This window comes from Sodalis sp. C49 (assembly GCF_046352915.1).
In the GTDB taxonomy this organism is placed as follows: Bacteria; Pseudomonadota; Gammaproteobacteria; order Enterobacterales; family Enterobacteriaceae; genus Acerihabitans.
Window position 1 is genome coordinate 3,856,913 of sequence record NZ_CP163303.1, and the last position, 13,113, is coordinate 3,870,025.

Consider the following 13,113-nt stretch of genomic DNA (forward strand, 5'->3'; position numbering starts at 1 on the left):
CTTATTTACCACCCAATAAATATTTAAAGTACACCAGCGCGGTGCTCTCGGAGTAGTCGCCAAAGGTGTCGTAGCCCACCTGCCCGCCCACGGACATATTGGGATTGATTTTATAGCTGCCGTTGGCGTGCACATTATAGCTGACGCCGTTTTCATTACGGGCGTCGTAATAGGCCGAATCGACATATCCGCCGGCCACCAGTGATTCCAGGGCGGTTTGCAGCGCCGGATTATTCGGATAGTAGGCGCTTTTATCCTGTGAATAGGACTGATAGCCCACCGAGCCGCCCAGCGTCAGGTCCCAGTCGTCATACTTTTGGGTGTAATCCACCGGCAGCGAGACGCTGATATAGTTTTGCGGACTGAAATAGCCTCCCTGGCCGTAGCTGTAATAGCTGAGGTTTTTATCATAATCCATAAAGGTAATGTTAATACCGGTCTTCACCTCGCTATGGTCCTCGCGTAGCGGGCGGACATAAAATCCCGCCGATGAGGTGATGCCGGTATTGCCGGGAATATTGTCGCCCTGGTAACTGTAACCACCGACGCCGGCATACAGGCCCGCGTCGCCGTCGTCGTAGGAGTATTGGACGCCGCCGCCGTTTTTGGTGACCTGCCCCCATTTTTTACCGCTAATCTTATCCCGCGTGCCCACGTAGGAAAGCAGGCTGTCGGTGACCGCGCGCCGTTCGGCGGTAAAGATAAGCTTACTGAAGGTGGTCAGGCTGGGGGACCATTGAAGACCGCCCACCAGCGAGCTCAGATCCTCGCCCAGAGGCGTGGTGCCGACATCGGCCTTGTAGCTGTCGCCGCTGAGCGCCAGGTTGACCTCCACGCCGGAGGCCTGCTGCGAACCGGAGGAATCGGCGGCGTAATCGCCGGGATTGACGGTGGAGGCGGCATCCGCGGTGGAGGACGTGGTGGTGGTGGTGCTGCTCTGGGTGCCGTCGGAGTTGGTGGTGGTGGACGTGGTGGTGGTCGACGTGGTGGCGCCGGCGGCGGCGGTGGCGTTATTGGTGGCGTTTTCCACCATGCGTCCCTGCTGCAGCGCGCCGGTGCCGAAACGGTTGCTGACCGTGCCGCTGGTGGAGCCGGAATTTAACGAAACCGGCGTGACCGATAGTTTTAGCCGCGAGCTGTCGAACGGCACGCCGGAGAGCACAAGCGGCGCCTTGATTTCCGTCAGGCCGCTCAGGCCGCTTTCACCGTCGCGGCTGCGGATTCCCACATCGCCTTCCACCCAGGTGGCGGTTTTTTGCTGTTCCTGATCAAGCAACTGATTGATTTGTTTAAGCGTACGGTCTTCGGGCGTTTCGGCGCTGGCGGTTGCCAGCGTCAAGCCGGTCAGCGGCAGCGGCGCCGGGCTATCGGAACGCTGCCACGGCAGTACGGCGCCGTAGGCGGAAGCGGTGCGCGGCGCGGCCGCGGCCACGGTTTTATTAACGAAGGGATTGTCGGCGGTTTCCAGCCCACCGACAACCGGCGCGCCGCCGGGGCCGGCGGTATTCAGGCCGATGACCCGGCCTTTGGCGGAGCGCAGCAGGGCGATGGCCTGCTCATGATCCCCCGCCGCTTCCGCAATGCGCGCCTCGAGCACCATGCGATCTACCGAACGCGGTCCCTGCATGCCGGCCACCAGCCGTTTGGCGCGGGCGATATCGCCCTGGGCCAGGGCCGCGTTGGCGGCGCCTTCGCGGGCGCCTTCGTTTTGCGGTTCGCGCACCAGCACATAATCATAGACCCGCGCCGCCTGTTCGTTCATTTTGCCGGACTGGTAAAGACGCGCCATGGCCAGCATCAGATCGACGTTTTGCGGATCGCTTTGCATCGCCACGATGAGCTTATCGTAGGCCGCCGCGTATTGTCCGCGTTCGCGCAGTTCATCCGCCTGGTTAATCACCGAGCCCTGGCGAATGCGGCTCAGTTCGGCCGGCGTGCTGCTGGCCACGATGCGCGGATTATTCATCCAGGCCTCCGCCTCTGCGGTCAGGCCGGCCTGGTTGAGCACGCCGACCTGGGCCGCATAATCACCGGCATTGCCGTTAACGCCGGCGCGCATATTATTACGTACCAGCGCCACCGCGGCGGCGCTGTCGCCCAGGGTCATCAGATCCTGCGCCAGTTTGCCCACATCTGCCGGCGCGGCGGGTGGCGTTTGCGCCAGGGCGCGCAAGGTGTTTAACGCCGCCGTGCGGTTGCCCTCCTGGATATAACGTTCGGCGCCCGCCATCTGCTGGTTAAAGTTTACCCGCGCGGCCAGATCGCGCATGGCGCGGTTGCGCCGGCTGTCGGGAATATAGGCCAGCAGCTGCGCCGCGGCGGCCCAGCGCTGAGTTTCGCTGGCGAACAGGGCGGCGGCGTAAAGGTTGTCCGCCGGCGCGCCGCGCTGGCCGGCGGCGGCCATCATGGCCTGGGCCTGCGCGCTGTCTCCCTGCTTTTGCAGGATGCGCGCCATATCCAGGCGCACCCAGATATTGGACGGTTGTTTTTCCAGCGCCTGCTGCAGCAAATTCAACGCCCGCTGCGGATCGTTGGCTTGCATTGCCTGCGCGGCCTGGCGGCGCAACGGCTCGACGTTGACGCCGCCCGCCGCCACCTGCGGGCGCTTATCCGCCGGTATTGTTTCCAGCACCTGCTGCGCGTCGGCGGTCTTATTGGCCTGGCGCAGGGTATAGTAGAGTCCCAGCTTGGTATCGGTATTCTGCGGATCGCTCGACAGCGCGGTGCGATAGGCCTGCTCCGCGCCGGCCAGGTCGCCCCTGCGGCGCAAGACGTCGGCGCGGAACAGCTCCGCCGAGACGCCTTTGCTGCCTTCCGCCTGCGCCAGCGGCTCGCTGAGCGCCAGCGCCGCGTTCAGGTCGCCGGACGAGACGGCGCCTTTGGCTTTGTTCAGTTCGCCGTAAAAATGCGCGTCCTTGGCCAGCGCCGCCCATTGGGCGCTGTTCGGGCCGCCTTGCTTCATTGCCTGGTTAAGGTAGTTTTCCGCCGCGCTGAAATCACCGCCGCGCATAGCGATATAACCCAGCCCGGCCAAGGCGTCGCCGTCGTTGGGGTTGGTGGTCAGCACCGCCTCGAACCGGCTGCGCGCCGCCGTAAGATCGCCGCTGTTCAGGGCTGAATAGCCCTGTCCCTTTTCAGCGCCGCCCACGCTTTCCTGAAAATGGCGTAATACCGCGCCGTCGCTGGGGTGGCGTTGCATATAATCGTCATAGACGGTTTTATCCCCGGGCTGCGGCGCCATCCAGATGAGCGCCTGGCGCAGGGCGTTGTCCGCCGCCTTGTTATTGGCCGCCATCGGCGCCAGCAGCCCGACGCCTTCGCGACGGGTGTTTTCGTCATAGGTCAGGATCCTGCCCAGCGCCATCCTGGCGGCCGTATCGGACGGCTGCTGGCTGACGCGGCTGCGCAGGCCGGCGATAGCGTCCGGGCGCGAGGCCGGAACCCCGGCCAGGGTTTCGTAATACTCTACCGCCAGGCTGTCCAGCGGCTGGTTGCCCTGGAACAGGGTGCGGTAGCTTTCGATGGCGCGCGCCGTGTTGCCCTGCGCCGCCAGTTGGCGCGCATTGGCTAATTGGGTCGGCGAGATGGTTTGCAGTACGCTGGCGCTGTCGAGGTTCTGCAGGCGCGCGTCGCCTGGCGAGGCCTTGACCAGCCGCTGGCGCCATTTTTGGGCCTCGGCCTTTTGTCCGTCGCGTAACGCGTAGAGCGAGAGCAGATACAGGGCATCGGCGTTATTTTCATCCACCGCCAGGATTTTCTGTAACGATTCCTGGGCCAAATCGTTATGGGCTTTTTCGTGCCAATAGGCTGCCTGCTGCAGCAACGCGTTAATGGCCGGGCTATTATCCGCTGCCTGCGCCAGGGCGGAAAACAGCGACAGGCCCGCCAGGCCGGCGACATACAGCGTTTTTAAGTCTTTTTTTATTTGCCGTTTCATTTTCTTTTACCCATATGGCCCAGTCAGGCAACGCATCTTATCGATACGGTTATTTGTTCGCGCTATTGGCCAGGCGTTTAGCCGCATGCCGCGCCAGCAGAACGTAAATACAACTTCCTATCAGTACCGCGAACACCAGGCCGCTTAAGGAAAGGAAAATAATATGCTGATTGGCGTACCAGATTATCATCATGTACCAGGGCATCTCCCCGCTGGGGAACTGGCTGCCCACGGTAAAACTTTTTACGCCGTTTTCCGCATTGATCACCGCTATATCGCCGCGAACGCCGGCATTAATGGCCGGTACCTGTAAATCAGCGTTAATATGCGACAACTGATCGCTGTCGGTGGCCGTGGCCAGTACCACTACCCGTTTGCCGGCCCAGGGCGAGGCGAAACTCAGGAATCCCCGCCAGGCGTCGGTGGAGGCCAGATAACGGTCCGCTTCCACGCCCTGACGGAAAAAACGCCCGGTAAAATAGCCTTTCAGGCGGGCGGTAAGCGTCTCTTCCTTGACCGACAGCAGGCCGTTGCGCATTTCATACGGCGAACCGGCCAGCAAATCGCGCACCAGATCGGTCTGTTTAAGCGAGGCGAAGGCGAGGATATCCTTATCCGCCAGGGGAATGCCGCCGGCGGCATGGTCTTGCAGGCCCAGGCGTACATCCACATGATTGAGGGCGATGCCGGTGGCATTGCCGGCGCGGGCGGCCATCGCCAGCAGCGTGGCGATTTCACCGGCCTCCGGTTTGGCGGGCAGCAGCATCACCGTTTGGGAGAAATCCGCCAGCCGGCTAAAGGGAAATGACGCGCCGACGTAATAGGACAGGTTGGGCAATAGCGTAAAATGGTGCGTCCGGCTCAGGTCGATGGTTGAGTCCGGGTCGATGCGGCTTTTGATATTATTGCTGGTCAGCAGGCTGCAGGGCGCGTCGGCCTTAGGCTTCAGGGCGAAATAAAATTCCATTTGGTTATCGCCGTAAATCAGATAAGGCGCCAGCTGCAGGGTAAAGGTTTCCTGGCGGGTATCGCCGCCCAGCTTGCGCCAGGCGGTTTCCACCAGCCCGTGCTTATTGACCGGTAAACTATGCAGGAAGGTGCCGTTAAGCGTAATGCTCAATTGCGACGAATCTTCGTCTATCCAGTTTTCGGTCGGAAAGCGGTAATCAATTTTTACCGGGATGAAATCGCCATCCCACATAAACAGATCCGGGGCGGCGCGAAAGCCGATGCGTATGCCGTCGTGATACAGGCCGTTGGCGGTCAGCGATTCCGGGTTTTGCGCCAGATCCTTCAGATAGACCGGCTTGGTGGTGTCAATCCAGCGCGGCGCGTCGTAGGGCTGGCGTAACGGGATAGTCTGGTTCTGCACCTGGATGACATCCTGCCTGGCCGGCAGCGGCGACGAAATCAGGCGATAGGCGGCCTGGCGCATTTCATTACCGTTGCGCCCCACCACCAGCAACAGCTTATACACCGGATTGAGCGGATTATCGATCATCTGCAGCGTGGGGCCGGTTACCTGCGGCAGGGTGATATCGGCGATTTTATCGCCGGGCTGGCCGAACAGGATGCCGTTTTGCGCCGGCAGCTCGTTCAGGTGCACCGGGAATTCCATATTACGGTAGCTGGACAGCAGGCCAAAATAGGACGCCAGCATGCTGGCGGCCGCCACCGCGTCGGATTTGACCGTCTGGCCGAAGATAAACGCCACCGACGAGCCCTTCATCGACAGCGGATCGTAAAACGGGCGCGGGAAATGGCTTAAGTCGCGGCCGATATCCAGTATCTGGCTGCTCAACTGCAAATGGCTGGTGGGCAGGACGGTCACCCAATATTTATCCGACAGATCCCGCTCGCACGTCAGGGTATTGTCGTCATTCACGCTAAAGCTAAGGTTGTTGTTACTGACGATCATTGCCGCCGGAATATCCAGCTCATAGACATTATCCGTGGCGCTGGCCTGGCTAAGCGCCACATTGCCCAGTTCCTGGCCGTTGAGCATCAGGCGCAGGCTGGTGTCCCGCGCGGCCAGGGCCGGGGAGACTTTCAGCGCCAGGTATAGCCGGGCGGTGGTCGCCACCTGATCGCGGGGCAGGGTAAACACAATGCCGGACTGGAGCTGGCCGCCGCTCAGCGTGAGGCCGTTCGGCTGGCCCATGCCGGCAACACTGATAGTGTCATCGTTGAGGGGGGTCACCTGCGCCAGTTGGCTATCCACGCCCTGGCCCGGCGCGGCGGCCTGCGGCGCCACGCTTATTACCGGCGGGGGAAAATCCATCGGCAGGCCGCCGGCAGGTGTGCCGACGGCGCTTGCGGTTGGTGGCGCGCTGCCATCGGCCGGCGCGCCGGCACCGGTTGCCGCCGGGTCGGCGGCCGGGGATTGGCGCGTATCGTCAGCGGACTGGGCGCCCGCGCCGCCAGTATCCTGCGCCGCCGGAAGCGGCGGCAGGTGATAAACCGGCGCGGCCTGCGGATCGGCGGCAAAGGCCGCCCCGACGCATGCCGTGGCGCCGAGGCCGCCCAAGGCGGCGATCAGTAATACACAATGGGCTATCTTCCTGATACGAAATGGCATGCAATTTTTTCCGCGTGAGCTTAGGTCGCTTCGCCAGGTCCTGCGGACTTGGCATTCTTTCTTTTTTGGCCGCGCTCTTTCCAGGTGTTGTAAAAGAGCTCGAAGACGCAGCGGACAATGCTGGCAAATGAGTGCAGCGGCCGATCTTTCGGATAGGGCGGCACAATCCAGGCATCCGCGCGTGCCAGCACCACGCGCACCAGCTCACGTCGTTTTTCCAGCGGCATCGCTTCGAACATCAGGCGAATAACGCTGGCGTCGGCGCCAATCAGGCTGACCGGGATACAGACCGCGCCGGACTGCAGCCGCAGTTCCACTTCCTCGATGCGATCGGTTTGATAGCGGTCGTCGGGGGTTACCAGCTTCATCCCGCCCATGGAGAGGTCCAGGGTTTCGGTGCGCACCGAAATACCGCTGGCGTAGTGGATAATGGCCGGGATGCTGACATCGATACGGATAGTCTTGCGGATCTGGCGCGTTTCCTTGGCCACCGCAATCGCCGCCAGCAAAATGATGACGCTCAGGGACGCCCAGACGATATTGAGCAAAATCACCCGGGGATCGACGTTAAAATAGTCATGCATGACCGCGCGCACCACCCCGGCGGCAATACCCATGCCCAGAAGCACCGCCACGATCAGATGCGGTTTGACGATATGGAAATCAAAGAAGCCGACATCCAGTAACCCGCCTTTATCGGTGACGTTAAACTTACCGTGCCGGGGGGAAATCAGGGTCAGCAGGGTGGGGATAATCAAATGGAACGCCATGGTCGTTTCGTAAATTTCACCCCAGAAGGTATAGCGGAAACGCCCGTTCATGCGGGAATTGATATAGATGGCCAGGAACAAATGCGGCAAAACATAGGCAAATATGGCGCTGGCGGAAGAGGCGATAATATTTTGGTTAAACAATAAATACGCCAGCGGCGCGGTCAGGAACGCCACGCGCGGCAGGCCGTATTGGAAATGCAGCATGGCGTTGAGATAACACAAACGCTGTTGCCACTTGAGGCCGCGGCCGAATAGCGGATTGTCCAGACGAAAAATCTGGGTCATGCCCCGCGCCCAGCGGGTACGCTGGATAACATGCAGCCCCAGGCGCTCGGTGGCAAGACCCGCCGCCAGCGGAATGGACAAAAAGGCGGAGTTCCAGCCCAGCCGCTGCAGCTTCAGCGCGGTATGGGCGTCCTCGGTGACGGTTTCCACCGCGAATCCGCCGATTTCTTCCAGCGCGCTGCGCCGGATCACCGCACAGGACCCGCAAAAGAAGGTGGCGTTCCAGTTATCGTTGCCCTGCTGCACCGGCCCGTAGAACAGCGCGCCTTCGTTGGGGATATCGCGCGCCGCCGACAGGTTGCGCTCGAACGGATCGGGAGAATAGAAGTGGTGGGGCGTTTGGATCAGCGCCAGGCGATCGTCAATCAAAAAGCTGCCCACGGTGGCCTGCAGGAAGCCACGGGTGGCGACATGATCGCAGTCGAATACACAGATAAACTCGCCTTTGGTCACGGTCATCGCATGGTTAAGGTTGCCGGCCTTGGCATGCTTATTATCGTTACGGGTGATATAACCCACCCCGGCATCGGCGGCAAACACCGCGAATTCATTGCGTTTACCGTCGTCCAGAATATAGATTTTCATCTTGTCGCGCGGGTAGTCGATACACTGCGCCGCAAGGACAGTATCACGCACCACGTCCAGGCTCTCGTTATAGGACGGGACGTAGACATCCACCGTCGGCCAGGTGGCCGGGTCGTCCGGCATAGGTTCAATTTTGCGCTTTAACGGCCAGGTGGTTTGCAGGTAACCCAGCACCAGGATAACCCAGGCATACATTTCGGCAATAAACAGGCCGATCCCCAATACCGCTTCAATCACCGAATTAAAGTGCAGCGTTTCGGTGGCGCGCCAATAGATATAGCGGGTGGACATCAAAAAAGACATCACTATCATGATGACGCTGATTAAATGGCTTTTACTTACGCCCAGCAGCAACATCAGTCCGATACTGAACAGGCCGAAGATGTATTGTTTGTCGCTGTCCATCGGCGTGATGATGATAAGCACGGCAACAGGCAGTAACAGTAAAAGCAGTATAGAAAATAGAAACTTATTCATGCCTGTTCCTGTGCTTATTATTTGATGCCGTGATTAGGCATGGCATAAAACTCGCCATCGCCCACTTTCACGCCGACAATGGCGGCGACTTTTTTGCTGATGAGTTCTATATCGAACGCGGCGGCGGACACCGGGCTGAATTCAATGATTGAACGCTGCGACGCGTTGGCTTCGGGTACGCACTCATCGCGGTGTATGGTGCCTAATAACCGGTCGCCCAGACGCTGTTCAAAAAACTGCGATACGTCGCGGCTTAAGTTGCGGCGCATATCACTTTGATTAACCACATAATATTCCCCAAGGCGGTTATTCATCGGCGCGCCGAGGAATTTGTGGTTTTCCATTTGCGGTAATAAGGAAAGCGAGGCGGTATCCGCCAGCATGACCACAATGTGCATATCCGCGAAGGGTTGCACGGCTTTTAACGCCGCCACCGGGCCGGGAGGAAAATCGGCGATGACCACCAGGCCGGGGTAATTTAATACCGTGTTTAATCCGCGCAGCAGGAAATGCGGATCGCGGCTGATGGCGTTTTCAAACGCCAGACGCTGTTCTTCCTCCACCTCGCCATAGGGCAGGACAAACAGATTGGCGTCGGCTTTCAGGATAAACTGACTCCAGTCCACGGCGGTGGTGGCCTGTGCCACGTAGCCGCGGGTATCGGAAATCGGTACGCCGAAATGCAGCCGCAGCGCGTTTTGCACATCGAAATCGATAACCAGCACCTTGCTGCCGCTGCGGGCCAGGGCGTAGGCAAGATTGGCGCTGACGGTTGTTTTACCCACGCCGCCCTTCGGCGAACAGACACAGACTAACGGCATAACGCAATATTCTCTAAAAGAAGTGAAAGGGGCGTATCCCGACCCGACGGCATTGCCGATGACTGGGATTTCCGGTTAAACAGACTATTAAAGCGCATGGTACCGGCGGCATTGGCCGGCGCCCGGACCGATGACGCCGCCGTAGAAGACGTCCGGGCGGGTTGGTCATGCCGCGCTGCGTCAAAGAGCGATGCCGCGGCGGGGCGGCCGTGTTGCCCGGCGTCGAATAGCGATGCCGCGGCGGGGCGGCCGTGTTGCCCGGCGTCGAAAGGCGATGCCGCGGCGGGGCGGCCATGTTGCCCGGCGTCGAAGGGCGATGCCGCGGCGGGTTCCTGTGACCGCGTGGGCACGGCGGCGGGCGGAGCGGCAAATTCCTGCTGTATGGCGTTAAGAAACGCGGCGCCCGCGGGCGCATTGCCGTCCTGGGGCGTGGCGACGGGCGCCACGGGGCCTATCGCCGGCAGCGCCTTGCCGACCGCGCTCATCAGGGGGGAAGCAAAAGACTCCGCCGCTGTTGAGGCCTGCGGCTGATAGTGGGCGTTTATGGCGCCAATGTCCCGATTAATATTTCCGCCCGCGCGCGGCTGCTGGGCCGCCAGCGGTTGCCCCAGCGGCGATGCGCTGAATTCTTTATCCGAGACGGGAGCCGGGGTGGGCTGTGTGGGGCGCCCCTGCTCCAGGGGATGAAAAGGTTCATCGGCCGTGGCCACTTGTTTTATAATCGCCCAATTATGCGCGGTAATATTAGGATTGCTTTCAGCGATTTCTTTATAATCAATGCCTTCCATATTGAGTTTTTCTTTAAACCGCTTAATATCATCGTAATTATTCATTCCTACCTCACCGGATAAATTTGCGCGACCACTCTGCGGACCGCATTATCTTATGAACAAGACGGCGCCCGCGGGGTATGTTAGGGATGGTAATGGGCCTCGAGCCTGGCACAATGAAATGAATGAGAAGGTCCTCAAGACAAACTAATACAAGTTTCAATTTTTTACAAAGTTAAATCAAATGAAACACATTGAGCTGCGGTAAAATTATAGTCCCGTCTTGAGTGCCGAAGCAGTGAAAATGTAAATCCCCAACGCCGGCATGGGGCGGTCATGAATAAAGCGATAGCCTGGGAAATGCCATTATCCTCTGCTCATGCTATCCCATTCGTGATGCCAGCGAAAAATTATAAAGAAAACGTAATGTCTTGTTAAAATAATGGCATTTCAAACTGCAATAAAACTGATGTAGGGCGCTGATTGCATTTTACACAGCTGTTGTTCTTCACGCCAGCGCCGCAACGTCAGGGATGCGCGGGGATTAATGCCCTATCTACCCCGCCGGCGCGCGCCGGGACCGCCATGAATCAGAATATTCCTAGGTAAAACGTCGTCATTATAACCGAGTGTCGCCGATAAGCGTTAAAGAGACGAAATGCCTGTTTTAAAAAATAAAACCCGGCGTGAGATAGTATATATTAGTATGCACAAAATCGCTCTGCGGCCCGCCCGGCAACTTTTGCTGCCCGAATCGCGAAAATATGCGCTGTCCTTCGTCATGGCCGGGGCCGGGGTGAGCCGGGTAACCGTCCGCCGGGTTAGGGAGCGTAACGGGTCGAGCTGAAAAACGCCTTGGAGAACAGTTTGCGGATCAGACGTTCATTAACGATTAAACAAATGGCTACGGTGTCAGGCGTGGCGCTGGTGACTATTTGCATTTTCATTGTGATCCAGCTGTTCCATTTTGTGCAGCAGCGCCGTGAGGATTACGCCCAGCAGCTGCAAAATATAGCCATGTCGGTGCGTCAGCCTTTATCCAGCGCGGTATTAAAGGGAGACGTGCCGCAGGCCGAACGGATTCTCGCCACCCTGAAGCCGGTGGGCATCCTGAGCCGGGCGGATGTGGTGCTGCCGGATGATTTCCAGGTACTGCACGCGGATTTCCCGCCGGAGCGGCCGGTGCCGGCGCTGATAGAGCGCCTGTTCCGGCTGCCGGTGGAAATCTCGGTGCCGCTGTACGCGCTTCCGCGGCCTTCGCATCCACGGGCCCTGGCGTCGCTGGTATTGCAAGCCGACTCCTACCGGTTGTACCAATTTATCGCCAGCGCGTTTTCCACCATGATGTCCACCTATCTCCTGCTGGCGCTGGTGCTGACGATTGCGATCACCTGGTGTATTAACCGCCTGATGGTCCATCCCCTGCGTGAAATCGCCCGCAGTCTGGAAACGCTGCCGGCGCAGGACATTCCCCGCCACCAGCTTTCGCTGCCGGATATGCACCGCGACGACGAGCTTGGCGTGCTGGTGCGCAGCTATAATCGCAACCAGCAGATACTGGCCGGCATGTTCGACGATCTTAACCGGCTGTCGACCCGCCATGCCGAGACCGCGCTGCCGAATAAAAACCTGTTTACCGCCATGCTGGATTCGCGCATGGCCCTGTGCCGGGATATGCAGCAATATTGCCTGCTGGTCATCAGTATCAGCACGCTACAGGAAGCCACCGGCATTCTTACCGAGGCGCAACGGGGCATCCTGCTGATGACGCTGACCCGGCAGCTTAAGCGGCACCTTAACGATCATCGTTTTCTCGGCCAGCTCAATCACAATGAATTCGCGTTGTTCGATCACGGAATCCAGAACGCTTACGAAGGAATGCAGCTGGCGCAGGGCATCATGAAAAGCATTAATGCCCCCCTGGCCATCGGTAGCCTGTCGCTGCGTCCCGCCGCCAGCATCGGCATTGCCCTGAGACTGCGCAACGACGAGTCCGCGCATCAACTGCTGCGGCGCGCCACGTCCGCCATGATGCTGGCCCATGACAACGGCAAAAACCAGATCTTATTCTTCGAGCCCAAGCTCACCGCCATGGTTCACCGGCGCATGACGCTGGAAAGCACCATCCTGGAAGGCATAGAGCAGGAACGCTGCGCACTGTTCTTCCAGCCGCAGGTGGATATTCGCGACCGGCGGCTGATTGGCGCGGAGGTCTTGCTGCGCTGGCGCCAGGATGACGGCAGCTACTCGCTGCCGTCGGATTTCATCAGCGGCGCCGAAGAAATCGGCGCGATGGTGCCGCTGGGCAACTGGGTCTTGGAAGCCTCCTGCCGCATTCTGGCGCAATGGCGTAAACGCGGTATCCATCTCCAGCTGGCGGTGAACCTCTCGGCCAAACAACTGCAGGAATCCAATCTGGTGCCGTTTCTCAAAGTGCTGCTGGCCCGCTACGAGATCGCGCCCGCACAACTGGTGCTGGAAATCACCGAGACCGCGCGCATTACTGAATTCGAGCACTCCCTCGGCCTGCTGCGGCAAATGCGCGAGCTGGGGATTTTGATTGCGCTGGATGACTTCGGCATGGGCTACTCCAGCCTTTATTATCTGGACCGGTTGCGCAACCTGCCCATTGATTTGCTGAAAATCGACCGGAGTTTTATCGAAAAACTGCCTGAGGATTTGGTGATGCTGCGTATTGTCAGCGCCATTGCCGAGGTGCTGTCGCTGCCGGTTATCGCTGAAGGCGTGGAAACCCAGGCGCAGCTGCAATGCCTGCTGGATCATAACATCAGCTGGGGACAGGGCTACCTGTTTTCCGAGCCTCTGCCCCAGGAGGATTTCGAGCAGCGTTTCCTGCATCTCGCCGCCGTTTGATCGCCGGTGCGGC

Annotated in this window: 6 protein-coding genes; 1 reads left to right on the forward strand and 5 read right to left on the reverse strand. The window is 59.5% G+C overall.

Features of this window, described 5'->3' with window-relative positions; translation table 11 throughout:
- Nucleotide 1: 1 nt before the first annotated feature.
- The 5 genes from ABUK12_RS17355 to ABUK12_RS17375 are packed head-to-tail and all read right to left on the reverse strand — an operon-like array spanning nt 2 to nt 10,289.
- Nucleotides 2-3,937: a cellulose synthase subunit BcsC-related outer membrane protein gene (locus tag ABUK12_RS17355; protein ID WP_410013021.1), complete on the reverse strand. Its 3,936-nt coding sequence runs from the start codon at nt 3,935-3,937 to the stop codon at nt 2-4.
- Between the two features lie 49 nt (nt 3,938-3,986).
- Nucleotides 3,987-6,515, reverse strand: coding sequence for a cellulose biosynthesis cyclic di-GMP-binding regulatory protein BcsB (gene bcsB, locus ABUK12_RS17360; protein WP_410013022.1), 2,529 nt, complete (start codon nt 6,513-6,515; stop codon nt 3,987-3,989).
- Nucleotides 6,516-6,535: 20 nt separating this feature from the next.
- The gene (gene bcsA, locus ABUK12_RS17365) at nt 6,536-8,635 is read right to left on the reverse strand and encodes a UDP-forming cellulose synthase catalytic subunit (protein ID WP_410013023.1); all 2,100 of its coding nucleotides are present in this window, start codon (nt 8,633-8,635) and stop codon (nt 6,536-6,538) included.
- Between the two features lie 17 nt (nt 8,636-8,652).
- Nucleotides 8,653-9,456 (reverse strand): cellulose biosynthesis protein BcsQ, encoded by an 804-nt coding sequence (gene bcsQ / locus ABUK12_RS17370; RefSeq protein WP_410013024.1) that lies wholly within the window; start codon nt 9,454-9,456, stop codon nt 8,653-8,655.
- A complete protein-coding gene (locus tag ABUK12_RS17375) occupies nt 9,447-10,289 on the reverse strand; it encodes a hypothetical protein (RefSeq protein ID WP_410013025.1) in 843 nt (280 codons plus the stop codon). Before ABUK12_RS17375 ends, bcsQ begins: the two co-directional genes overlap by 10 nt.
- A gap of 804 nt (nt 10,290-11,093) precedes the next feature.
- On the opposite strand from ABUK12_RS17375, the gene hmsP reads away from it, so the two are divergent.
- Nucleotides 11,094-13,100, forward strand: coding sequence for a biofilm formation regulator HmsP (gene hmsP, locus ABUK12_RS17380; RefSeq protein WP_410013026.1), 2,007 nt, complete (start codon nt 11,094-11,096; stop codon nt 13,098-13,100).
- Nucleotides 13,101-13,113 lie beyond the last annotated feature (13 nt).

Excerpts from the sequence above, each read along its gene's own strand:
- bcsQ (WP_410013024.1), bottom strand. The coding sequence starts at position 9,456 with ATGCCGTTAGTCTGTGTCTGTTCGCCGAAGGGCGGCGTGGGTAAAACA.
- bcsB (WP_410013022.1), bottom strand. The coding sequence starts at position 6,515 with ATGCCATTTCGTATCAGGAAGATAGCCCATTGTGTATTACTGATCGCC.
- ABUK12_RS17375 (WP_410013025.1), bottom strand. The coding sequence starts at position 10,289 with ATGAATAATTACGATGATATTAAGCGGTTTAAAGAAAAACTCAATATG.
- ABUK12_RS17355 (WP_410013021.1), bottom strand. The coding sequence starts at position 3,937 with ATGAAACGGCAAATAAAAAAAGACTTAAAAACGCTGTATGTCGCCGGC.
- bcsA (WP_410013023.1), bottom strand. The coding sequence starts at position 8,635 with ATGAATAAGTTTCTATTTTCTATACTGCTTTTACTGTTACTGCCTGTT.